This is a genomic window from Arthrobacter sp. zg-Y877, assembly GCF_030373105.1.
Lineage (GTDB): Bacteria > Actinomycetota > Actinomycetes > Actinomycetales > Micrococcaceae > Arthrobacter_B.
Genome location: NZ_JAUCPU010000008.1, coordinates 77695 through 99458, shown reverse-complemented (window position 1 = coordinate 99458; position 21764 = coordinate 77695). Strand labels below are relative to the sequence as shown.

The window sequence follows — 21764 nt, the reverse complement described above, 5'->3', positions numbered from 1 at the left end:
ACCGCGCTACTGGCCAGCCGGCGCCGGCGTTTCGGACTGCGGGCAGCTGAGTGCGCCCGGGCCGGCTGCGGCTGCCTGCTCCGCCGGCGCCAGCTCCGAGAACCCGGAACCGATCACCACGTCCACGGACCCGTCCGTGCGCTCGTCGCGAACGTATTGAGAGTCCGGAATGTGCTGCTGCAGCGTGTAGGCGGCCGCGAAGCCGGAGGGTCCGGACAGCACCAGCGCGGTCATCTCGGAGCGGTTCACGCTGCTGTTCCCCACCCTGTCCACGCGGAAGCCGCGCTGGTTTAGGGCATCCCCGACGGTTCCCGCCAGACCCGGGTTCGCCGTCGCGTTGTACACGTTCACCTCCACTGCGGCGGTGTCCAGATACGGAAAAGGCCCGGCTGGACATTCGTCCACCGGACCTGCTGAGGTACTGGGCGCCGCCGCTGGCAGCCGCACCCACCCCGAAATCAAACCCTGCGCCAGGGTCCCTGCCACCAGCAGGAGGAGAACCAGAAATGCAACCACCGAGTTATGCAGCCGGCGGCGCCGTTTCGCACGCCGAACCAGCTCCGGCTCCTCGGTCGGTGCGAACACCGCCCCAAGGTCCCCGCCGGTGACAATCCGGTGCCCGTGCCATTCCCGCGGATCGTTCCTGGCGGAGTACCCGCCGGGATCCCCGTCCGGGGGCTGGTTAGTCATCGAGGACCAGCACGCGGGCGTGCAGAATGGTCCGCTGGTGCAATGCCGTCCTTACGGCCCGGTGAAGTCCGTCTTCGAGGTACATGGTGCCCTTCCATTGGACGACGTGCGGGAACAGGTCTCCGAAAAAGGTGGAATCCTCGGCCAGCAGAGCGCCGAGGTCCAGCGTGCCCTTCGTGGTCACCAGTTCATCCAGGCGAACCTGCCGGGGAGGTACAGCCGCCCAGTCCTTCGGTGTTACATATCCATGGTCAGGGTAGGGGCGTACGTCGCCAACAGCTTTGAAGATCACTAGTACAGAGTAGAGAACATCCGCATCCAAAGAAACAGCGACGCTCGGGCGCGGCGCAGGCAAAACCCCGGATTAAGCCGCATCCGGTCCTGCGGTCCCCAAAAATGCGGTCCTGGCGGCAGAGACGGGATACTGGGGAGGTGAACACCTCTGCTCCCCGAATCGGTCTCCTGCTCGACGTCGACGGTCCCGTGGCCAGCCCCGTCTCCCGCAGCGTCCGCCCCTCCATCATCCGGAACCTCGTCACCCTGGCAACTGCGGGCTGGCCGGTCATTTTCAACACCGGACGCTCCGATGCCTTCATCCGAGAGCAGGTGATGCAGCCGATGATGGCTGCCGGCCTGCCGGAGGGGGTGCGGCTGCACGCGGTCTGTGAGAAGGGCGCGGTCTGGTTCTCCTTCGACGGCACCGGAGCGGGCCAGCCGCAGGTGGACCCGGATCTAAAGGTCCCCGGCGACTATGCCGAAACCATCCGCGGCCTGGTCGCGGCCAAGTACTCCGGGACCATGTTCTTTGACGAGACCAAGCTGGCCATGGTGTCAGTGGAGCAGCACCTGCGGGTGGACAACGCCGACTACCTCACGGACCAGCGTCGCTTCGACGCCGACGCCCTGGAGCAGATGTCCCTGGCGGGGATGGGCGCCCAGCGGCTGGAGCACGCGATCCCGGATGCCCACGGAACAGTGGCTTTCCGGATTGACCCCACCATCATCTCCACGGACATTGAAGCCCTGGGAGTCGGCAAGGACCTGGGCGCCCGCCGCGCGCTGTCACTGCTCGAAGCGGAAGGCACGCCGATTCCGCGGATCTGGCGCACGGTCGGCGACTCCCGCACCGACTACGCAATGGCGGACGAGCTGCATACCCAGGGTTACGACGTCGCGCACGTGGACGTGCGGCCGGCGGACGGCGTTCCGACCGTGCCGTATCCGGTGCTCACGGCCGGGTCACTGATCCACGACGACGCCGGTGCTGCCTACTTTGAGCGCTGGGTGGCCATGGCTGCCGGGGAAGCGGCGGACGACGCCGTCGTCGTCTAGCGCTCCCCCGGAACTCCAGCCCTACTCCAGACGGAGGACGGCCTCCACGGATTCCTGCATTTCTGGTGCCCCGGGGGCGACGGCGGACGCGAACCGGCCCACGATCTCGCCGCTGTCGGTGATCAGGAACTTCTCAAAGTTCCATCCGATGTCATCGCCCAGCTCACCGTCGTGGAACTTAGTCAGCGCGGCGTAGAGCGGGTGCCGGTTCGGGCCGTTGACCTCCGCCTTGGCCGTCAGCGGGAAGGTCACGCCGAAGTTCCGCGAGCAGAACTCGGCAATCTCTTCGTTGCTGCCCGGTTCCTGCCCGGCGAAGGAGTTGCTGGGCACACCGAGGATGGAGAAGTTCCGGCGTTCATAGGTTTCGTAGAGGGCCTGCAGGCCCTCGTACTGCTGTGTGAAACCGCAGCGCGAGGCCACATTGACCACCAGTACGGCCTTACCGCGGAACAGCTCGCCGAAGGTGGTTTCGGTGCCGTCCAGCATGGTGAGGGGAATGTCGTACAAGTTCTCGTTCACGGCGTTGTTCTCCACGGAGCTCCCTTTCGATTTGGTCTGTTTCCATTGCATCCCATCCCCGGCTGAACGCCCAATTCCGGCTTCTGCGCTTACCCGGATGAAACACCAGGACGTGTTTCATAGCACTTCGTAATATTTGGTTCGAACTTGACAGAGGCGGTGATAGCTTGCCGATATGAGTGCAATTCCCGAGTCAATACCCGTCCTGGACCTGAGTACGGCACGCAGTGCCGACGGCTCCTTCAACTCCGGATTCATCGATCAGCTGCGTGATGCCACGCACCGGATCGGCTTCTTCCAGCTGGTCGGCTACGGTGTGGCCCAGGCGAAGGTGGAGGAGCTGTTCGACGTCACCAAGCGGTTCTTCGACCTGCCGCTCGAGGACCGGCTGGCGCTGGACAACCGGAATTCCCCGCACTTCCGCGGGTATACCCGGCTCGGCACCGAAATCACCAAGGGCCGCCCCGACGCCCGCGAGCAGGTCGACTTCGGCCCCGAACGCGCGCCGGTGGCGGAGTACCCGGCAGACCAGCCGTACTGGCTGGTGCAGGGACCCAACCAGTTCCCGGACCAGGTGCTCCCCGAGCTGCGGGCCACCGCCATGGACTGGGCCGAGGCCATGAGCTGGGTGGGTGCCGAGCTGCTCAGTGCCATCGCCGTCTCCCTGGAACTGCCAGAAGACCATTTCACCGAACCCTTCGAAGACACCCCGGCGTGGATGGCCAAGCTCATCCACTATGTGGGCGGTGTCGTTAAGGAAGCCGGCACCCAGGGCGTCGGAGCGCACGCCGACTACGGCTTTATCACCCTGCTGCTGCAGGATTCGGTGGGTGGGCTGGAAGTGAAGCCGCACGAGTCCGATACCTGGCTTCCGGTGGAGCCCATTCCCGGCGCACTGGTGGTGAATCTGGGTGAAATGCTCGAGGTGGCCACCCAGGGCTACCTCTCGGCCACCATCCACCGCGTCCTGGCTCCGGCGCCCAGCGTGGACCGGTACGCCATTCCGTTTTTCTGGTCGCCGCGGCTGGACTCGGTGATTGATCCCGTGACGCTTCCCGCGGAGCTGGCCAGCCAGTCCCGCGGCATCTCCGACGATCCCGACAACCCCATGCTCGCCTCTTACGGCGCCAATGTCCTGAAGGGCTGGCTCCGGGCCCACCCGCAGGTGGCCAAGCTGCACCATCCGGAGCTTGTGGGGAAATAGGGGCTTCGGCCCGCGGAGGTCGGTGGGCGGAGCTCAGTGCGCGGAGCTCAGTGGGCGGTGAGCGCAGTGCGGTAACGGGTGGGGCTGGTCCCGACAATGTCGGCGAACCTGGCGCGGAGGTTGGCGGCGGTTCCGAGACCAGAATCCGCTGCCACGCGGTCCACTGAATAATCTGTCGTCTCCAGCAGGCGCTGGGCACGGCGGACACGGGCCCGGGTCAGCCATTGGCTCGGTGTCAGCCCGAGTTCTGCCGCAAAGCGGCGGTTCAGGGTGCGGGTGCTGACCGCCGCCGACCGGGCAATGTCGACGACGGTTATGGCCTCGGAGGCGTGCTCATCGATCCACCGCAGGGTGTCCCCCAGCCCATTGGCGCCGAGCGTGTCATCGCGCACGTACTGGGCCTGGCCGGCGTCGCGGGTGAGGGGCATCACCGCAGCGCGTGCGGCGTCAGCGGCGACGGCGCCGCCGTGGTCGCGGGCGATCATATGGAGGCAGAGGTCAATGCCGGCCGACGCACCCGCAGAAGTCAGGATCTGCCCGTTGTCGACGAACAACGCGGCGGGGGTTACGTTCACGGCGGGGTACTGGGTGGCGAGCAGGTCCGCCGCACGCCAATGGGTGGTGGCGGTCAACCCGTCCAGCAGCCCTGTACTTGCCAGGTCCAGCGCTCCGACGCAGATCGACGCGATGCGCGCGCCGTTTCCGGCAGCGGCGCGGATGGCGGCGGCAGTGCGGGGATCCAGGGGACCACTGCCCTCGGCGCGGCCCGGGATGATCACAGTGTCAGCCTCGGCAATCCGGGCCAGGGAATGCGGGACAGTCACTGATATCGGGCCGGCGCCTGCGTGCCGTCGGGGGCCGGCCACCACCACGTCATACAGCGGCTCTCCCCCGCCGCTCCGGCCGAAAACTTCCAGGGGCGTGGCCAGGTCGAAGGCGATGACGCCGTCTACGGCAAGAACAGCAATGGTGTGCATGCTGACATCCTAAGCGTTACCGGTGGCGGAATCGTTGCGCATGACGGCGTATCAGCCACTCGCCCGGGCTGCGGTCCGCTTCTAACGTTGAAGAGTCCCCTTCAACCGAAAGGCAGCACCGTGCTCGCTCAGATTGTCCTTTTCGACGGCTTCGACCCGCTCGACGTCATCGGCCCGTTCGAGGTGCTTTGCGCCGGATCAGACGCGGTCGGGGGTGATCTGGACGTGCGGCTCGTGGCGCTCGGCAAGCCGGGCGCAGTGACGAGCGGCACCCGCGGATTGCGGCTCAAGGCCACCCATACCCTGGACCCGGAAGCACCCGGAGTCGTTATTGTCCCGGGGGCATCGGGACCCATCGCCGGGGATCCGGACGAAATCGACACCATCCCGGTCATGATTGCCCGGCTCGGCGGTACAGCGCTGCCCGCCCTGATAAGCCGCGCCTTCGCCGCCCCCGAGACTCTGGTAGCCACCGTCTGCGGCGGATCGCTGGTGCTCGCCATGGCCGGCCTGCTTGAGGGCCGGACCGCTGTGACCCACCCCCTCGGCAACCCCGTACTCGAAGCCACCGGCGTGCGCGTCATCGAGGCCAGGGTGGTCGACGACGGCAACCTCGTCAGCGGCGGCGGCGTCACCTCCGGCCTGGATCTGGCCCTCTATCTGCTCGAGCGGCTTTACGGTCCGCGGATTTCCCACGCTGTTGAGCAGCTCTTCTCCTATGACCGCCGCGGAACCGTCTGGCACGAACGCGGTCCCGTGCCTCTCGTCGCCTGACGTCCGCACACGCCCCGCTACCCACCACCATCACCTGCAGAGAGACGGATCCTCCATGACTTCCCTTCCCGGAACCTGGGCGCTGACCATGCGCACACCCATCGGCAGCATCAACGCCACCATGACCTTCACCGATAAGGACGGCGTCCTCACCGGGACCGCGGCGGGAGCGGCGGAGACAGTGCCGCTGCAAAACCTGCGCACGGTTATCTCTCCTGCCGGGGAAACAGTCACCTGGAGCCAGTCGATCACGAAGCCAATCCGGTTGAACCTCGACTTCGAGGTTCTCGTCACGGGCGACACCATGCAGGGTCATTCCCGCGCGGGACGCCTGCCCAAGTCCTCGGTGGAGGGAACCCGGCAGGCTGCCTGAGCCAGCAGCGGCATGCTGCAGCCGCCAACGGAAGTTAGGGGTAGTCTCGGCACTCCCAGCAACCCCAGGAGAACGAATGAAAGTCCTCATCACCGGTGCCCACGGAAAAGTAGGCCGCGCCGTCACCCAGGCCATGATGGACGCCGGACACGAGGTCATGACCACCGACCTCTCGCAGCCGGGTTTCGAACGCAAACTGCCGGGAACCCCGAAGTACATGCGGGCCGATCTCACCGACGCGGGCGACGCCTTCGCCGTCGTCCGCGGTGCGGAGGCCGTGGTGCACGTGGCTGCCATCCCGGAACCCACCGGCCATCCTCCGCATGTCGTCTTCCAGAACAACCTCATGGCCACGTTCAACATTCTGGAAGCCGCGGTCCGCTTCGGGGTGCAGCGCTTCGTCTACATTTCCAGCGAAACCGTGCCCGGGTTCTTCTTCCCGGAACGCGATTTCCTGCCGGACTACGCGCCGGTGGACGAAGAGCATCCGGTGCATCCCCAGGACCCGTACGCGCTCTCCAAGCACTTCGGCGAACAGCTCATGGACGCCGCCGTGGCCCGCTCCGACATCCAGTGCATCTCCATCCGGCCCAGCTGGGTGCAGTTCGAGGGCAATTACGAGCTGAACCTAGGGCCGCAGATCCGCGACAGCTCGGTGCTGAGCCCCGGTTTGTGGAGCTATGTGGATGTGTACGATCTGGCCGACGCCATCGTCCTCGCCACCGAATCGGACCTGCCCGGGCACGAGGTTTTCTACATTGCCTCACCCGACAACGTCGGCGGCCACAACTTTGCAGAGATCCTGTCGGAGCACTACGGCGACCAGATCCAGCTGCGCGGCCTGGACCGGCCGGACGCCTCGGGGATTTCCAGCGCCAAGGCACACAAGCTGCTCGGCTGGCGGCCGAAGCGGTCCTGGCGGGATTATCTGGACGCCGAGGGCAACGCACTGCGGAACTAGCTTGTCTCTGTGGCGTCTGCTCTTGCCGTGCGGAAGCGGGAACCATGTGTTCCCGCTTCCGCTTTCAATCCGGCAGGAGCGCTAGTCGACGGCGCCGGCTTTCACCTTGTCCGAATGCTCCTCCTCCGGGCCCTCTACAACGTCCGCGTCCTGCACGTTGTCCGTGTACCAATCGGTGAGGGCGGGGTCGTCGCTCTCAAAGTCGGCCCCGGCGCCTTCAGCCTCCGGCACGTGCGCGGTGCCGAAGACGAAGTCGTCTCCGTGCTCGTCGATGCCGCGGCGCACGCCGCCGCTGATGGCCTCCAGTGCATACCGGCGCCGGATCATCAGTGGGTCGTTGCGCAGGTCCTTGGCCCAGGAGATCATCACACCGACGAGGATGATGGTGAACGGCAGGGCGCAGGTCACCATGATGGCCTGGAGCCCCGAAAGGGCGTTCTGGCCTCCGGCCAGCAGCAGGAACATGGCGATCAGCCCGAGTGCCGCCGACCAGATGATGGTCACCGATTTCGAGGGCACGGGCCGGCCTGACTGGGACATCGAGCCCATGACGTTGGCGGCCGAGTCCGCGGCGGTGACGAAGAAGACCAGAATCGCGAGCATGCACACGATGGGCGTCACGGAGCTGAACGGCAGGTTGGCCAGCAGATCGAACATAACGTTCTCTCCGGAGCCCTTCATGGTCAACTCCAGCCCGTTCTGGTTCATCCAGATGGCGGTTCCGCCGAAGACCGTGTACCAGCAGACGGAGATGGTCAAGGGAACGAAGACGACGACGGTGACGAACTGGCGCAGGGTGCGGCCCTTGGAGATTTTGGCGATGAACATTCCCACGAAGGGGGACCAGGAGATCCACCAGGCCCAGTACAGGGTGGTCCAGCCGGTCAGGAAGGCCTCCTGCTCGGCGCCCTGGCCGGCGAAGACGGTCAGCATATCCGGCATGTTGCCGACAAACGCGATGAGCGAGGCCGGCAGCAGATCGAGCAGGAAGAACGTCGGACCGGTCAGCAGGACAAAGAGCGTCAGCAGAATGACCAGGGTCATGTTGAGGTTGGAGAGCAGCCGGATGCCCCTCTTGATGCCGGCGACAGCGGAGATGGTGAAGACAACCGTCAGGAGGCTGATGGCGACGACGACGAAGCCGTTACCCAGCTCCCGGCCCGTGATGATCGAGACTCCGGTGCGGATCTGGAGCGCGCCGATGCCCAGCGAGGTCGCGGTGCCGAACAGTGTCACCAGCACGGCGGAAACGTCGATGATCTTTCCCAGCACCCGGTTGTTGCCGTCGGGGAAGACCGGTTCAAACAGCGACGAAATCAGCGGCAGCCGGCCGCGCCGGAACGAGGCGTAGGCCAGGGCACCACCCACCAGGGCGTAGATGACCCAGGCGAGACTGGCCTGGTGCAGGAAGGTGGTCGACATGGCCGGCAGGATGGCGGCGGAGGTGCCTGCCTCGGCATCAGTCGAGGGCGGTGGGGAGAGGAAATGGCTGAGCGGTTCCATCGGCCCGTAGAAGATCAGCGCGATGCCCAGACCGGCTGCGAACAGCATGGAGATCCAGGACGCCGTGGAGTACTCCGGCGTGCTGTCATCGGCCCCCAGCCGGATCTTGCCGGTCGGCCCGAAACCGACCACCAGCATGAAGATCGCGGCGGCAACCATGGTGGCGTTAAACAGCCAGCCGAAATGCACAACCACCCAGCCCTGCATCCCGGTGCCTACGGAACTGAGGTTGCTGGGCGCAAAAATCGCCCACGCCAAAACGGCGAGAGAGATGGCCATGGCAAAAATGAACACACCGCGCCGGGTCGGATAGCTGACCCCGGTGTCCTCAACGCTGATGCCCGGGACCAGCCCGGGATGGAGGCTAAGCACGGGGGTGGAAGCAGCAGTACGCAGCGCTTTTTTGACACGCTCAACCGGGCGGCCGGCAGCCCTGCGCACCGGAGACCCGGACACGTGTGAACCGTCGGTACTGCCTGAGACGTGCTCTGGAGGTGAAGACTCGGAATTCATAACGCTAAACTTTAGTGCATAAAGCGCGAATTTCAGTAAATTATGGATCGCAAGGATGCCCTCTCGATCGACCGCAGAAGTGCCGTATAGCACTGATACCGCGGCAGGACTAATCGAGCGAAAGCGCTCGAGCCACGCTCCACCGACAGCCCTGCGCCGCGAAAGTATTGCACCTTTACTCACCGATGCAATCGACAGGAATAGCGGAAGTCCTGATATTAATATCCCTTTATAATTCTTTCTGGATTCCCGGAAACAATTCCAGCCGACCGATTATCGCCATCGCGCAGCTACCGTTGACTCGCTCCGGCCCCATCCCTAGGCTGTCGGGCAAGCCGGAGCGGCACCGCTGTTTCCAGACCATGACGCTCCCGCGGTGATCGAAAGGCTTTCGACATGCCGCTCTACGCCTACCGCTGCGCTGCCGGCGGTTCATCCGGGTTCACCTGCGCCGGTTTCGAGGTCCAGCTCGCCATGGGCTCCGCCCCCGCTTCCCTCCCCTGCCCTGTCTGCGGGGCGCCCGCCCGGCGCCGTTTCACCGCACCCAACCTCTCGCGCTCTTCCTCCAGTGCGTACCGGCTGATCGAGTCCACCCAGCGCAGCGCGGCGGAGCCCGCCGTCGTCCGCTCCCCCGGCCCGGTGTCCGGCGCCCGTCCGGCCGGGAACATCACCAGCAATCCGCTCCACCGAAAGCTGCCCCGTCCCGACTAAACCTCCGCACAAACGCCCGCCCCAGTTAGAGGAGAAGCCATGCCCAAGGTCGTCTTTCCCCTTGATTCGTCCAGGAAGTTCGAGGACCAAGAGAAGCTGGGGCACAACCGGTGGCATCCGGAAATACCTCCGGTTGCGGTGCTGCGCCCCGGGGAGGCCTTCCGGGTGGACTGCCGCGAGTGGTTTGACGGTGCCATAGTCAATGACGATTCCGCCGAAGACATCCTCAACGCCCCGCTGCTGACCGTGCACAAACTCAGTGGCCCGTTCGCCGTGGAAGGCGCCCGTCCCGGCGACCTGCTGGTGGTGGACATTCTCGACGTCGGCCCCATTCCGCAGGAGGACTCCGGCCCGCTCGCAGGACAGGGTTGGGGGTACACCGGAATCTTCGCCCGCGAGAACGGCGGCGGCTTCCTCACCGAACAGTTCCCCGAGGCGTACAAAGCCGTCTGGGACTTCAGCGGCCAGACCGCCACCTCCCGGCACGTCCCCGGCGTCTCGTTTACCGGCATGATCCATCCCGGATTGATGGGGACCGCGCCGTCGGCGGCCCTGCTGGCCAAATGGAACCAGCGGGAAGGTGACCTGATCGCCACCGACCCGCACCGTGTTCCGCCGCTGGCCCTGCCGCCGGAGGCCGGGCACGCCGTCCTCGGCAGTCTGCCCCGGGACCAATGGGAACGGGTGGGCGGGGAAGCCGCCCGCACTGCGCCGCCGCGGGAGAACGGCGGAAACCAGGACATCAAGAACCTGTCCAAGGGCAGCCGGATCTTCTACCCGGTGTTCGTCGACGGCGCGAACCTTTCCGTCGGCGACCTGCACTTCTCCCAGGGCGACGGCGAAATCACCTTCTGCGGCGCCATTGAAATGGGCGGGTTCATCGATCTCCGGGTGGACCTGATCAAGGGCGGTATGGAGACCTACGGTGTCTCCGAAAACGCCATCTTTATGCCGGGGAACGTGGATCCGCAGTTCAGCGAGTGGATCGCCTTCTCGGGCACCTCGGTGACGCTCGACGGCGAGCAGCGCTACCTCGACTCGCACCTGTCCTATCAGCGGGCCTGCCTGCACGCGATCGACTACCTGACGAAGTTCGGGTACAGCCCCGAACAGGCCTACCTGCTCCTTGGCGCCGCACCGATTGAAGGCCGGCTGTCCGGAGTCGTCGACATCCCGAACTCGTGTTCCACCGTGTACATCCCGACGTCCATTTTCGACTTCGATGTACGCCCCTCCGCGGCCGGACCGTTCCAGATCGATCCGGGCATTGGAGCACCCCGGGCCAGCAGCACCTGACCAGCGGTGCGCTTTGACGGCGCTCCGGCCCGCCGGGCCGCGCGTTTACGGTGTACACATCGGGGCTAAAATACCCCTGTGAATACCAAAAACTTCCCCCTCCTCATGGCCCCCGGGCGCATGGGCCCCATGGAAACACATAACCGAATCGTCCTGCCGGCAATGGACATGAATGTCTCCGAGCACGGCGAGATTGAACAGCCCGAAATCGACCACTACGTGGCCCGCGCCGCTGGAGGCGCCGGCCTGATCATCACCGGTGCCTGCGCCATTGCCTTCCCGCACGGTGCGGCGTCCATGAAGGAGCCGGGGCTGTCGGATGACAAGTACATTCCCGGGCTCAAGGCACTGGCCGACGCCGTCCATGCCGCCGGCAGCAAGCTGTGCATCCAGTCCACGCACCACGGCAAGGTAGCCCGCGTCGACGTCGCCAATGACCGGCCGGTGCTGGCACCCAACCAGCCGGACTACACCTATGACATGTCCGCCCTGGCTGACAGCACCCGCGAAGAGCTCGGCAAGATGGGTGCGGCCACCGCCGGCAAGCAGACCGCGTACCACGAGATGACGGCCGAGGACATTTCCTGGCTCGTGTCCATCTGGGCCGATGCGGCCGAACGCGTCGCCAAGGCCGACGCCGACGCCATCGAGATCCACGTGGCGCACGGCTACATTCTGGGCGTCTTCCTCAACCAGCGGGACAACCTGCGCACGGATGAATACGGCGGCACCCTGGAAAACCGGGCCCGGCTCGCCTGCGAAGTCATCAGTGCCGTCCGGGAGCGGGTGGGCGACCGCCTGGCCATCCTGGTCCGCGTGGCCGGCGAGGAATACGGGCAGGAAGGGGGCCTCACCCTCGATGAGGCCATCGAAGCCTCCAAGTTGTTCGAGCAGGCCGGCGCCGACGCCATCCACGTCACCGGCTGGGGCCGCAATCCGTTCGACAACTTCACCGACGGTCCGCTGCCCAACAAGGTGGGCGCGTACCTGAAGAACGCCGCGGAGATTAAGAAGCACGTGAACGTGCCGGTGATCGCCGTTGGCCGGATGCTTCCGGAAGTCTCCGAGAAGGCGCTGGCCGCCGGGCAGATCGACTTCGCCGCGATGGGACGCCAGCTGCTGGCCGATCCGGAACTGCCGAACAAGCTGCGTGACGGCAAGTTCGACCAGGTCCGCCCCTGCATCAACTGCTACCTCTGCGTCGCCGAGAACTTCTTCGATGACACCCCGTTCTGCGCGGTCAACCCGGCGCTGGGCAACGAGGCGCTGCTGCCGCTGAAGCCCGCCTCCGCGTCCAAGCACGTAGTGGTTGTCGGCGCCGGCCCCGCCGGACTGGAAAGCGCCCGGGTCCTCACCGAACGCGGCCACCGGGTCACCGTGGTGGACAAGTCCGACCGTCTGGGCGGGACCATGTGGTTCTCCACCATGACCACTCCGGACAACGAACGGCTGCTGAAGTGGTTCAAGTCTGAAATCCGGCGCCTGAAGATCGCAGTCAAGCTGAACACCCCGGCCACGGTGGAATCCATCCGTGCCCTGCACCCGGACCACGTGATCGTAGCCACCGGCGCCGTGCGCCCCAAGCCGGACTTCCCGGGCGGTGACCTGCCCATTGTGCAGACCGGTGACACGCTGCGGGCCATGATGCTCGGTACGGCAACTGCTGAGGAAGCTGGCGCGGTGCTGAGCACCCTGGGCAAGCTCGGCCGCCTCTCCGGCGTGACCAAGAGCCCGGAGTTTGTCCGCCAGTTCACCAAGGTCTGGCTGCCGATGGGCAAGGACGTTGTGGTGATCGGCGGCTCCCTGGTGGGCCTGGAACTGTCCGAGTTCCTCGCCGAGCGCGGCCGCCGGGTGACGCTGCTCCATGAGACGCAGCAGCTCGGCCTGCCGCTGGCCATGCCGCGCCGCTGGACCGCGGTGAAGGAATCCGAAAAGCACGGTGTGAAGATCCACCGCAACGCCTCGATCACCCGCATCACCGAGAAGAGCGTCGAGTGGACCGTGGGCGGGGAAAGCTTCTCCGCCCCCGCGGACATGGTGGTCTACGCGGACGGCACGACGTCGGCCTCTCCCCTGGCGGACGAGCTGCGGGCCGCGGACATCACCTGCGACGTGGTGGGCGACGCCGGTGCGGTCAACTACATCCACGGCGCCATCCACTCCTCCTGGGAGGTAGCCACCGCCCTCTAGGCCGGCAGCAGCACGTAGCCCTTCGGAGGCGCAAGAAGCCGGCAGGCCGCAGCAATAGCGGCCTGCCGGCGTCGTTTGCGGACAGTGCAGCGGCACGCTGTCGAGCCGGATGCCTGTAGGCTCTCTAAGCCACCCCACCAGTTTCGTTTGATGAGGATCCCCCTTTATATGGACCGCACCACCCCTTCCGGCCTGCCGCAGGCCGCCGCCGTCGACCACTCGGCACATCCACACCGCTGGCTGCTGCTGGCCGTTCTGGCACTCGCCCAGCTGATGGTGGTCCTGGACGGAACCATCGTGAATATCGCCCTGCCGGATGCGCAGCGCGAACTGGGGATGTCCGACGGCGACCGCACCTGGGTGGTCACGATCTACGCGCTGGCCTTCGGCTCGCTGCTGCTGCTCGGCGGACGCATCGCCGATTACTGGGGCCGCAAGCGCACCTTCATGGTGGGTATGGCCGGTTTTGCCGTGGCCTCCGCCATCGGCGGTTTTGCGGAAAGCACCGAAATGCTCCTCGCCGCCCGCGGCCTGCAGGGCGCCTTCGCCGCACTGCTCGCACCGGCGTCGCTCGCTATCCTGACCATCACCTTCCCCTCGGGCAAGGACCGCATCAAGGCCTTCGCCGTGTACGGCGCGATTGGTGGCGGCGGCGCGGCCATCGGCCTGCTGCTTGGCGGGATTCTCACCCAGTACGCCAGCTGGAACTGGTGCCTGTTGGTCAACGTACCGATCGCCGTCGCCGCCATGGCTGCCGGCCTGCCCCTGATCCGCGAAAGCAAGGCGCACGGCAACACCCGCTATGACCTGCCCGGTGCCATTCTTGTGGTGGCCGGACTGGCCTCGCTCGTGTACGGCTTCTCCCAGGCCGAAAACGGCTGGGCCCGCTTTGAGACCATTGCCTTCCTGGTTGCCGGCGTGCTGATCCTGGCGCTGTTCGTGTTCGTGGAAAGCCGGGTCTCGAACCCGCTGCTGCCCCTGCGCGTGCTGACCAACAAGGTCCGTGGCGGCGCGTTCCTGACCTCCACGCTGACCGGCGCTGCCCTGCTGGGCGGCATCCTGTTCCTGATCTTCTACTTCCAGATTGTCCTGGGCTACTCGCCGCTGAAGTCCGGCCTGGCGTCGCTGCCCATGACCATCGCCATCACCGTCGGCGCAGGCGTCCTGTCCAAGTTCCTTCCCCGCACCGGTGTACGCCTCCCCATGACCGTGGGACCGATCGTCGGCGCTGCCGGCCTGATCTGGCTCTCGTTCATCTCGGTGGAGGGCAACTACGCCCTGGAAGTCCTGCCCGGACTGGCGCTGCTGGGCTTCGGCCTCGCAATGATCTTCGTGCCGCTGCAGAATGTGGCGCTGGCCGGCATTGATGAGCACGACGCCGGTGTGGCCAGTGCCGCTGTCTCGGCCACGCAGCAGATTGGCGGGTCCATCGGCACCGCACTGTTCACGGCCGTCTACACGGCGGGCATCACGTCCTACCTGAGCAGCAACGGCGGCCAGCCCGCCGCGCAGCTCGAGGCACTCGTGAACGGCTACTCCACCGCGTTCATCTGGGCCGGCGTCGCACTGTTCCTCGCTGCCCCGATCGGGTACTTCATGATTCGCCCCTCCAAGGAGGACCTGCTGAAGGTTCCGGACGTGGCGCCCGTCGGCTAGCAAGGGCTGGTGACGACGAAAGAGGTCCGAGAAATCGGGCCTCTTTCGTCTTTTGCGGTGCTTGGTTCGGGGTCGGTTCGGGGCCGGTCCCAAGCCGGGCTCCCACCCCGCCTAGAAAGCGGACGGCTGCGGCTGCGCATGGCCGAGGCTCCAATCCAGCGCATAATCGGCCACCTCTTCCCACCCCGGTTCGGCGCAGGTCCAGTGCGCCCTCCCGTCGAACTCGTGGTATTCCGTGAGGGCGGGTGATTTGGCCCAGTGCCTGGCGTTGGATTTATTTACCGACGGGGGCATGATGTGGTCTTCACTGCCTCCGATAAACAGCAGCGGTGCCCTGTCGGTGGAGTAATCCACCCACGTCTCCTGATGTCCCGGCTGGAAATTCGCGAGCAATCCGTACGCCCACACCCAATTCCCGGGAGCGGCAATGGCATACCGTTCGTAGGCAGCATCGGATTCCTCCCGGCTCAGCGTATTGGTGAAGGCATAGTGCCATTCGTCCGGGGTGAACCCCACCGCTTTATGGAAGTTGGCAGGATTTTTCAGTGCGGGGAAGAGTGCGCGGGCCTGGGACAGCGGGGTAACCCTCACCCCTTCGGTTGGTGCCGAATTAATGGCCGTACCGGCAGCCCCCAAACCTCGGGCGAGAAGCATCTGCGTCAGAAGACCGCCGAAGGAGTGTCCCATGATGATGGGCGGACGGGGCAGAGACTCAATGACGCCCGCGAGGTGATCCAGGGTTTCCGGCACGGTCAGCGTGGCAATCACGTCCGGGTTTTCACGCAGTGCCTCTACCTCTATGTCGAATCCCGGATACGCGGGCGTCAGGACAGTGAAGCCTTTCGCCTCAAAGTGGGCTTTCCACCCTTCCCAGCTGCGGGGCGTCACCCATAGACCGTGGACGAGCACGATGGTGTCAGGGGTGTTGGAACCGTTCATGGTGTTCCCTTCGGTGCTCCAAGGGATCAGGAGGAAATGAAAAGGTATGCCGGAGAGTACGCAGTCATAGGAGAGGGAACAATCCTTTGGATTGGTTTTCGTTCCGGGCGACCAGATATTGCTGGGAAGGGTACTTTCTTACGCCTGCACGGTCCAGCCGGGAGTGTCCGGCCGGGAGCGGCCGGGAGCATCCGGCCGGGGGTGCCGGGCGGGAGCGGCCGGGAGCACCATCCGGGACATCCAGGCGGACGGCTGCATCCCTAGAACGGCGGCATCGCTTCCTGCCGGGGATCTTTTCGCCTGGTGTTCGCCAACTGCTGGCCGCTCCACGGATCCACCGGCCGGTCCGCCGGCGGACCCGGTGGCTGATCCGCATCCACTTGTGGGGGTCCAAGTTCCAGGAAGGGTTCGGTCCGGTAGACGCGTCCGGTGGGCGAGGTCCACTCCATCACCCCGGGTGTGGGTTGGCAGGCTTTCCAATAACCCAGTGTCTTGAACCGGTGATGCCGGCGGCATAGATGTTCCAGGTTCCCATGGTCCGTGGGACCGCCCTTTGCCCAGTCGGTGGTGTGGTCGATGTCCGAGTTCGCGGTATTGACCCGGCAGCCGGGGAACCGGCAGGTTCCGTCACGGGCTCGGAGCCAGCGGCGAAGCCCGGCTGGGACTTTCCTTCGCCTTCCAACGCCCAGGATTTCCCCTGTCCGAGGGTCTTGGGCAAGTCCGGTCCAGCCTGTGGCGTTGCGGGCCAACCGTCGGGCCGCTTCGGCACTGATAGGTCCATAGCCGTGCAGTTCGACCGGCCGGTCGTCGGCGCCGAAGAGCGTTTCGGCACTGATCAGGACCATGATTTCCGCCCTCGGGACGGCACCGGTGTCATCGCCTTCCCGGCAGTCAGTTCCGCCCGCGCCCGGTGCTGTCCCGGCATGAGTCCCAACCCCGCCGCCACGCGTGGAGCTGAGCCCACCCATCAGCAGCTGCGCCAAGATGTCTGCCCGCAGCTGATCCGCGGTCCGAGTATCCCCGGCCGTCTGCTCGCCCCGCGCCGCGGTAGTCAGTGTCGTGTAGATCTGCTGGGCTTCCTCTGCCCGCAGATGAGCCGACAGGCAGGACATCCCGTCCTCTTCCCGGTCCAGAGTGACCTTGCGCTGCTCGAACGCGGTGAGGTGCCTTTTCTCGATGGTGTCCGGGTACTGTTTCTCGCGCAGCCGCCGGGCCTTGGCGGAGAACTGCGCCCGGGTCTGCCCCTCAGCGGCCTTGAGCAGGCTGGCTTCGAATTCCGGCACGGCATCAGCGGGAAGGTTCCCGCATTGGTCCAGCACCACCTGGGCATGCTGGTACGAAAAGCATCCTTGCTCCAGACCGGACAGCGTGGCGGAATGGGTGCCGCACAGGCTGCGCGCTTCACTCATCATCCGCTGACCGGTTACCTGCGGAACGTTGAGGATGGCGGCGCATTCCGAGGCCGCGAGGCTGAAGGCCAGTCCGGGTTCGGCCTTGCCCCAGTCCGACGCGATGCTGTCCCGGAAGATCACCTCCATCCGGTTGATCAGCCGGGCCTGCTGCGCCTGCGCCCACGAAATCAGATGCGCCACCCGGCCCAGGGCATTCCCTACCATGTCCTCGTCGAACGATTCGAGGTTTTGCAGCGCCAGTGTCCCGGTGAAGCCATCCGGGTACCGGGCACAATTCCCTGCGTCACTGGGACCATCAGAGCTGGCGGCACTTCTGTCGGCGCTGGATGCGGAAGCACGCTCTGTCGGTTCGGTCCCGTCGGCACCATCGGCGGCGGCAGGCTGAGCAGGTGTGGCCTCGGCGTCGTTCCCGGGACGGACAGTAGAAGCAGAGGTACCCGCGGCTGCGGCTCCACCAGATGCGGCAGGTTCGGCGGAGAGTTCCGCACGGTAAACCGCCAAGCTGCAGAGCGCATCCGATTCACCAGCCAACCCTTCCGGCTGCTGGTCTTGGCCATCCTGCTCTTCGGTTATCCATTCGGTGTTCCCGAGCTGATCCATGCTTCAGGATTTCATCCAGCACTGACATTCCAGGCCCATAAACAGGCCAAAACCGGCCCTTTCGCGAACCCAAAAATACCCGTCTTATGGCCCGAACTACCTGCCCGCAGTGCAGGGGGCTTTTCCGGACGAAAGGCAGTCTCGCCGGGCGAAAAGCGACGTCACCGAGGACACAAAGCGACCCCGCCCCGCTCCCCACGGCGAAGGCGAGCCCTTGCCCTTCCCTCCGGACTTTCCACTACCCCTTGACGCACCCCGCCCGTCAATATAAGTTGACAGCCATGGAAGACCAATCCCCCCTAACCGCCGCAGCAGCCAGCCCCGACCCAGCCACCGGGCTGCGCGCCGTCGTCGCCCTCGGCCGGCTGCGCGACCAACTCGAGGCCGTCCAGGTGGCCAATGCCAGGGCGCAGGGCTGGTCCTGGCAGGCGATCGCAGACCAGCTCGGCATCAGCAAGCAGGCAGTGCACCAGAAGTACAACCGGAAAGCGAAGTGACGCCATGTTTGAACGGTTTACGAAGCAAGCCCGCGAAAGCGTGATTGCCGCCCAGGAAGAGGCACGCACCCTGAAGGCAACCCAGATCCTCCCGGTCCACGTGCTGCTCGGCGCAGTGGCGACGGCGGAAGCATCCCCCTCCCCGCTGGCATCAGTGCTCACCGGATACGGCCTGACCCCGGCGCAGCTCCGCGCCGACCTTCAGGCGATGGGACAGGACGCGGGGTTCGACGACGCCGCCGCACTGGAATCCGTGGGCATCGACCTGGATGAAGTGCGCCGCGCCGTTGAGGCCCAGTTCGGCGAGGGCGCGCTCAATGCAGCAGAACCCTCCGAACGCCGACGCGGCCTATTCGGCTCCCGCAAAGGCGGACACATACCGTACAACCGCGGCGCGAAAGCCGTCCTGGAGAACAGCCTGCGCGAATCAATCGCCCGGAAGGACGGCTACATTGGGACGGAACATCTCCTGCTGGGGGTGCTGCGCGGTGCCGACCCGGCGGCCTTGTCCCTGGTCAGCCGGCATGTGCAGCCGGAGGAACTGAGGGCACGGATTACCGGCACGATGGACGCCGCCGCCTAAGCGGAAGTCCGCCGCCTAAGCGGAAGTCCGCGAACCCTCGACTTACCAGTCCGCCAGCTTCGTGTCCGGAGCCAGCGGCCCCCTGCCCGCCAGCCACGCCATGAATTCCCTCCGCTGGCCGAGTGACCCGAGCCGTTCGGGAACCGTGGCGAGCAGGAGCGGAAGGTCCCACGCGACGTACTCCTCCGGCCAGTCCGAGGGCGTATAGCCGAGCCCCAGGTCCACGTGGTGCATCTCGACCTCACGGAGCCGGTGCGCCGGACAACCAGCCACACCGTAGGAGTCGTCACCCATGAGGTGCCCGTTGGGCCATCCCGCCGCGGCAGACAAAGCCAGGACCTGTTCGAGGTGCAGCATGCTGGAGCGGAGATCGGCAATGATCTCTGCTGCCGGCCGTCCGGCCCCCTCCTCAATATCGCGGGCCCGCTGTTCGGAACCGCCGGGATACCTCGGGACATCGTGCCCGTCGAGGGCGCCGGCCAGCCGGCGGGCGTGGGCATCGGCATTCCGGGCGAGATGGGTCAGAATATGGCCCACGGTCCAGCCGGGCAAGCGGCTCGGCGCCCTGACGTCCGCGTCTTTAAGGTCTGAGACACGGCGCATCAATCGCGCCTGGGCCTCGACGCACATCTGCGACGCCCGCTCCGGATCCGCTTCCAGGTTCACAGTGCCCCGCCTTCCCTCGACTTGCTGATGGACGTTATTGTCCGCCGCCGGGGCGTCAATGCCGATCAGGCGCGGCCCAGCACCGCCACCAGGAAGTCCGAGTCCCCGTTGAACGGCCGCAGGTCCCAGGTGGAGAACCGCTGCTGCACCTCAAGGCCTGCCGTGGCGGCGTCGTCGAAGAACGCCTCGAAGGCGTAACCGCGGTTTCCGCCGAATCCAATGACCACGCGGCCGTCTGCGGCAAGGTGCCCGCGCATCCGGGTCAGGACGTCGACGGCGGTGCCCGGCGCCAGGAAGGTCATCACGTTGCCGGCACAGACAATCAGGTCGAACGGTTCGGTGATGCCTTCTGCGGGCAGGTCCAGTTCGGCAAGGTCACCCACGAACCACTGCAGGTCCGGGAAATCCTGCCGGGCTGCCTCGATCAGTTCGGGGTCGACGTCGACGCCGACGACAGTGTGCCCGCGCCGCGCCAGTTCCCCGCCCACCCGGCCGGGACCGCAGCCGGCGTCGAGAATCCGTGCTCCCCGCGGCAGCATCGCATCGATCAGCCGGGCTTCGCCGTCCAGATCCTTGCCCTGCTCCCGCATCTCTTCAAACCGCGAAATGTACCAGGCGGAATGCCCTGGATTCTGCCGCTTTTTTGCTTCCCAGAGAGTTTCGCTTCGCATGTTCCCAGCCTACGTCGCAACGAAAAAACACGGACACCCGGGTTCCAAACCACTCTGGGGGTGCAGGATGGGTGTACCCAGCCGGGGAGGCACGAGTCCCGGACCGCACAGAGGAAAGGCATTATCCAATGGCAGATCTAGGCGGAATGGCAGACAAGGCGAAGGACGCAGCCAAGGACCATCCGGAGAAGGTCGACCAGGCTAAAGACAAGGCGAAGGACGCCGTCGACGGCAACAAGGACGACAAGAAGTAAGTAATCAGTACAAGAAGAGCCGGACCGCCCCCGTGGCGGTCCGGCTCTGCTGCGAAAGCTAGCCCCGGGAAAGCCTCAGCGATCCTGGATCTGCTCCGGCCCGGGCCTCGTTGTCCGCAGGCTGGTGAGGATCACGGCGCCGAGAAGTGCCGCGGTGCCGCCCACGATCAGCGTGGCGCTGGCGCCTGGGCCGTCAACGAGGACTCCCCCGACGACGGCACCGAGAGCGATCGCAATATTGCAGACCGTCACGACGAGCGCGCCGATTTGCTCGAGCCGGTCCGGCTGGGCCCTGGCGCCCCAGCTCAGCACCGACGTCGGCAGGCCGCCGAAGCCAAAGCCCCAGAGTCCCGCGGCGATGAAGCAGCCCAGGACCGATCCGCCGGTGAGAAGCATCGTCAGCATTCCAATCCCCACCACTGACGGGAAAACGAGGACGGCGGCACGAAGGGCGCTGTCTGCCAGTGGTCCGCTGATCACGGTGCCGAGGACGCTGGCGGCTCCGAAGACCAGCAGCAGCAACGCGAGTCCACCGGCGTCGATACCGGACAGGCTCTCCGCGGTCGGCCGGATGTACGTGAACCCGCTGAAGTGTCCGCCGAACACCAGCAGGACGGCGATCAGGCCCACGACGACGACGCCGGAGCGCAGGGTCGATCCCAGAGCGCGGAGCCCGCTCACCACGGTGGGCATGATGTGCGGCAGGGTAGCTGCCTGAACGCCCAGGGCCAGTGCTCCGACTACGGCGGCGACAACGAAGACTGCCCGCCAGCCCCAGATTTCCCCCAGCCATGCCCCGAGTGGAACTGCAGCGACGGTTGCGAGCGCTACACCGGCGTTGACGACGGTCAGTGCCCGGCCCAGGTGGTCGGGGGGCACCAGGTGCGCGGCCATGGCTGTGGCCATGGCCCAGAATCCGCCGAGGGCGATACCCAGCAGCAACCGCGCGGACAAAAGGAGGAACAAATTGGGCGCCAGCGCCACCATGATGTTGGAGGCAATGGCGAATGCCGTGAGGCCGATCATCACGCGGCGGCGGTCAGCGCGGGGCAGGACCACGGCGATCAGCAGGGCCGAAAAGACAGCAGCGGCAGCGGTAACCGTGACGCTTTGTCCCGCCGCGCCGACGGTGACGCCCAGATCGCCGGCAATATGCGGAAGCAGGCTCGCGGGCAGGAACTCCGACATCACGATGGCGAAGATTCCCAGCCCCAGGGAGACGACGCCGGCCCAGGAGGTCTTCGGCTTCGCTGGTGCGGAGGTGGTCAGGGAGCTCAAAATTCCGGCTCCTCGTCCTCGTTCACCAGGACGTCCAGCCTGGCGGTCTCGAAGCCAATGCCCTTGTTGGCACCGGTGATCAGTGTGACGGTCATGTATTGTCCTCTCGAATCCGGCTCGGATGAGCCGTTGAGAACGCTACGGATGCCTGTTTTCTCCAGCCAG

22 protein-coding genes are annotated in these 21764 nt (G+C 65.8%); 12 read left to right on the top strand and 10 right to left on the bottom strand.

Annotated features, from left to right (window positions below; all coding sequences use genetic code 11):
* Positions 1 to 6: 6 nt before the first annotated feature.
* Together QNO03_RS14140 and QNO03_RS14135 are read right to left on the bottom strand one after the other, a co-directional pair.
* Positions 7 to 690 (bottom strand): LytR C-terminal domain-containing protein, encoded by a 684-nt coding sequence (locus QNO03_RS14140; protein WP_289603794.1) that lies wholly within the window; start codon positions 688 to 690, stop codon positions 7 to 9.
* Complete coding sequence (locus QNO03_RS14135; RefSeq protein ID WP_229951172.1) at positions 683 to 982, bottom strand: type II toxin-antitoxin system VapB family antitoxin; 300 nt, start codon at positions 980 to 982, stop codon at positions 683 to 685. Before QNO03_RS14135 ends, QNO03_RS14140 begins: the two co-directional genes overlap by 8 nt.
* A gap of 104 nt (positions 983 to 1086) precedes the next feature.
* Here QNO03_RS14135 and QNO03_RS14130 point away from each other — a divergent pair, with 104 nt between their 5' ends.
* Entirely contained in the window at positions 1087 to 2022 is a 936-nt protein-coding gene (locus QNO03_RS14130; protein WP_289603793.1) for a Cof-type HAD-IIB family hydrolase, read from the top strand.
* Positions 2023 to 2043: 21 nt separating this feature from the next.
* Here QNO03_RS14130 and QNO03_RS14125 read toward each other — a convergent pair whose 3' ends face one another.
* Positions 2044 to 2541, bottom strand: a complete 498-nt coding sequence (locus tag QNO03_RS14125) for a glutathione peroxidase (RefSeq protein WP_289603792.1) — start codon at positions 2539 to 2541, stop codon at positions 2044 to 2046.
* 175 nt (positions 2542 to 2716) lie between these two features.
* Here QNO03_RS14125 and QNO03_RS14120 point away from each other — a divergent pair, with 175 nt between their 5' ends.
* Positions 2717 to 3745: an isopenicillin N synthase family dioxygenase gene (locus tag QNO03_RS14120; protein WP_289603791.1), complete on the top strand. Its 1029-nt coding sequence runs from the start codon at positions 2717 to 2719 to the stop codon at positions 3743 to 3745.
* Between the two features lie 47 nt (positions 3746 to 3792).
* Here QNO03_RS14120 and QNO03_RS14115 read toward each other — a convergent pair whose 3' ends face one another.
* Positions 3793 to 4722, bottom strand: a complete 930-nt coding sequence (locus QNO03_RS14115; RefSeq protein WP_289603790.1) for a GlxA family transcriptional regulator — start codon at positions 4720 to 4722, stop codon at positions 3793 to 3795.
* A 120-nt stretch (positions 4723 to 4842) separates the two neighbouring features.
* On the opposite strand from QNO03_RS14115, the gene QNO03_RS14110 reads away from it, so the two are divergent.
* The 3 genes from QNO03_RS14110 to QNO03_RS14100 all read left to right on the top strand — a co-directional run bounded on the left by QNO03_RS14110 (position 4843) and on the right by QNO03_RS14100 (position 6830).
* The gene (locus tag QNO03_RS14110; RefSeq protein ID WP_289603789.1) at positions 4843 to 5496 is read left to right on the top strand and encodes a DJ-1/PfpI family protein; all 654 of its coding nucleotides are present in this window, start codon (positions 4843 to 4845) and stop codon (positions 5494 to 5496) included.
* 55 nt (positions 5497 to 5551) lie between these two features.
* Positions 5552 to 5869 carry a hypothetical protein gene (locus QNO03_RS14105; protein ID WP_289603788.1) on the top strand — a complete coding sequence of 106 codons (318 nt, stop codon included), beginning with the start codon at positions 5552 to 5554 and terminating at the stop codon, positions 5867 to 5869.
* 76 nt (positions 5870 to 5945) lie between these two features.
* Complete coding sequence (locus tag QNO03_RS14100) at positions 5946 to 6830, top strand: NAD-dependent epimerase/dehydratase family protein (RefSeq protein ID WP_289603787.1); 885 nt, start codon at positions 5946 to 5948, stop codon at positions 6828 to 6830.
* A gap of 81 nt (positions 6831 to 6911) precedes the next feature.
* On the opposite strand, the gene QNO03_RS14095 is transcribed toward QNO03_RS14100, so the two are convergent.
* The gene (locus QNO03_RS14095) at positions 6912 to 8789 is read right to left on the bottom strand and encodes a BCCT family transporter (RefSeq protein ID WP_289603786.1); all 1878 of its coding nucleotides are present in this window, start codon (positions 8787 to 8789) and stop codon (positions 6912 to 6914) included.
* 453 nt (positions 8790 to 9242) lie between these two features.
* Here QNO03_RS14095 and QNO03_RS14090 point away from each other — a divergent pair, with 453 nt between their 5' ends.
* The 4 genes from QNO03_RS14090 to QNO03_RS14075 all read left to right on the top strand — a co-directional run bounded on the left by QNO03_RS14090 (position 9243) and on the right by QNO03_RS14075 (position 14699).
* Positions 9243 to 9557: an FmdB family zinc ribbon protein gene (locus tag QNO03_RS14090; protein ID WP_289603785.1), complete on the top strand. Its 315-nt coding sequence runs from the start codon at positions 9243 to 9245 to the stop codon at positions 9555 to 9557.
* Positions 9558 to 9596: 39 nt separating this feature from the next.
* A complete protein-coding gene (gene fmdA / locus QNO03_RS14085; protein ID WP_289603784.1) occupies positions 9597 to 10853 on the top strand; it encodes a formamidase in 1257 nt (418 codons plus the stop codon).
* A gap of 78 nt (positions 10854 to 10931) precedes the next feature.
* Entirely contained in the window at positions 10932 to 13043 is a 2112-nt protein-coding gene (locus QNO03_RS14080; protein ID WP_289603783.1) for an NAD(P)/FAD-dependent oxidoreductase, read from the top strand.
* Positions 13044 to 13193: 150 nt separating this feature from the next.
* The gene (locus QNO03_RS14075; RefSeq protein ID WP_289603782.1) at positions 13194 to 14699 is read left to right on the top strand and encodes an MFS transporter; all 1506 of its coding nucleotides are present in this window, start codon (positions 13194 to 13196) and stop codon (positions 14697 to 14699) included.
* Positions 14700 to 14810: 111 nt separating this feature from the next.
* On the opposite strand, the gene QNO03_RS14070 is transcribed toward QNO03_RS14075, so the two are convergent.
* Complete coding sequence (locus QNO03_RS14070) at positions 14811 to 15638, bottom strand: alpha/beta hydrolase (RefSeq protein ID WP_289603781.1); 828 nt, start codon at positions 15636 to 15638, stop codon at positions 14811 to 14813.
* A gap of 260 nt (positions 15639 to 15898) precedes the next feature.
* The gene (locus QNO03_RS14065; protein WP_289603780.1) at positions 15899 to 17650 is read right to left on the bottom strand and encodes an HNH endonuclease signature motif containing protein; all 1752 of its coding nucleotides are present in this window, start codon (positions 17648 to 17650) and stop codon (positions 15899 to 15901) included.
* Between the two features lie 281 nt (positions 17651 to 17931).
* Here QNO03_RS14065 and QNO03_RS14060 point away from each other — a divergent pair, with 281 nt between their 5' ends.
* Positions 17932 to 18147 carry a helix-turn-helix domain-containing protein gene (locus QNO03_RS14060; RefSeq protein WP_289603779.1) on the top strand — a complete coding sequence of 72 codons (216 nt, stop codon included), beginning with the start codon at positions 17932 to 17934 and terminating at the stop codon, positions 18145 to 18147.
* 4 nt (positions 18148 to 18151) lie between these two features.
* Positions 18152 to 18730: a Clp protease N-terminal domain-containing protein gene (locus tag QNO03_RS14055; RefSeq protein WP_289603778.1), complete on the top strand. Its 579-nt coding sequence runs from the start codon at positions 18152 to 18154 to the stop codon at positions 18728 to 18730.
* A 42-nt stretch (positions 18731 to 18772) separates the two neighbouring features.
* On the opposite strand, the gene QNO03_RS14050 is transcribed toward QNO03_RS14055, so the two are convergent.
* Together QNO03_RS14050 and QNO03_RS14045 are read right to left on the bottom strand one after the other, a co-directional pair.
* A complete protein-coding gene (locus QNO03_RS14050) occupies positions 18773 to 19396 on the bottom strand; it encodes a maleylpyruvate isomerase N-terminal domain-containing protein (RefSeq protein WP_289603777.1) in 624 nt (207 codons plus the stop codon).
* Between the two features lie 65 nt (positions 19397 to 19461).
* Positions 19462 to 20067 carry a class I SAM-dependent methyltransferase gene (locus QNO03_RS14045; RefSeq protein WP_289603776.1) on the bottom strand — a complete coding sequence of 202 codons (606 nt, stop codon included), beginning with the start codon at positions 20065 to 20067 and terminating at the stop codon, positions 19462 to 19464.
* A 128-nt stretch (positions 20068 to 20195) separates the two neighbouring features.
* Here QNO03_RS14045 and QNO03_RS14040 point away from each other — a divergent pair, with 128 nt between their 5' ends.
* Positions 20196 to 20321, top strand: coding sequence for a hypothetical protein (locus tag QNO03_RS14040; RefSeq protein WP_269437892.1), 126 nt, complete (start codon positions 20196 to 20198; stop codon positions 20319 to 20321).
* A 75-nt stretch (positions 20322 to 20396) separates the two neighbouring features.
* On the opposite strand, the gene QNO03_RS14035 is transcribed toward QNO03_RS14040, so the two are convergent.
* The gene (locus QNO03_RS14035) at positions 20397 to 21599 is read right to left on the bottom strand and encodes an MFS transporter (RefSeq protein WP_289603775.1); all 1203 of its coding nucleotides are present in this window, start codon (positions 21597 to 21599) and stop codon (positions 20397 to 20399) included.
* Positions 21600 to 21764 lie beyond the last annotated feature (165 nt).

Coding starts and splice junctions, on each gene's coding strand:
- QNO03_RS14140 (WP_289603794.1), bottom strand. CDS start 690: ATGACTAACCAGCCCCCGGACGGGGATCCCGGCGGGTACTCCGCCAGG.
- QNO03_RS14130 (WP_289603793.1), top strand. CDS start 1,087: ATGCGGTCCTGGCGGCAGAGACGGGATACTGGGGAGGTGAACACCTCT.
- QNO03_RS14120 (WP_289603791.1), top strand. CDS start 2,717: ATGAGTGCAATTCCCGAGTCAATACCCGTCCTGGACCTGAGTACGGCA.
- QNO03_RS14115 (WP_289603790.1), bottom strand. CDS start 4,722: ATGCACACCATTGCTGTTCTTGCCGTAGACGGCGTCATCGCCTTCGAC.
- QNO03_RS14105 (WP_289603788.1), top strand. CDS start 5,552: ATGACTTCCCTTCCCGGAACCTGGGCGCTGACCATGCGCACACCCATC.
- QNO03_RS14100 (WP_289603787.1), top strand. CDS start 5,946: ATGAAAGTCCTCATCACCGGTGCCCACGGAAAAGTAGGCCGCGCCGTC.
- QNO03_RS14090 (WP_289603785.1), top strand. CDS start 9,243: ATGCCGCTCTACGCCTACCGCTGCGCTGCCGGCGGTTCATCCGGGTTC.
- fmdA (WP_289603784.1), top strand. CDS start 9,597: ATGCCCAAGGTCGTCTTTCCCCTTGATTCGTCCAGGAAGTTCGAGGAC.
- QNO03_RS14075 (WP_289603782.1), top strand. CDS start 13,194: ATGAGGATCCCCCTTTATATGGACCGCACCACCCCTTCCGGCCTGCCG.
- QNO03_RS14070 (WP_289603781.1), bottom strand. CDS start 15,638: ATGAACGGTTCCAACACCCCTGACACCATCGTGCTCGTCCACGGTCTA.
- QNO03_RS14065 (WP_289603780.1), bottom strand. CDS start 17,650: ATGGATCAGCTCGGGAACACCGAATGGATAACCGAAGAGCAGGATGGC.
- QNO03_RS14060 (WP_289603779.1), top strand. CDS start 17,932: ATGGAAGACCAATCCCCCCTAACCGCCGCAGCAGCCAGCCCCGACCCA.
- QNO03_RS14055 (WP_289603778.1), top strand. CDS start 18,152: ATGTTTGAACGGTTTACGAAGCAAGCCCGCGAAAGCGTGATTGCCGCC.
- QNO03_RS14045 (WP_289603776.1), bottom strand. CDS start 20,067: ATGCGAAGCGAAACTCTCTGGGAAGCAAAAAAGCGGCAGAATCCAGGG.
- QNO03_RS14040 (WP_269437892.1), top strand. CDS start 20,196: ATGGCAGATCTAGGCGGAATGGCAGACAAGGCGAAGGACGCAGCCAAG.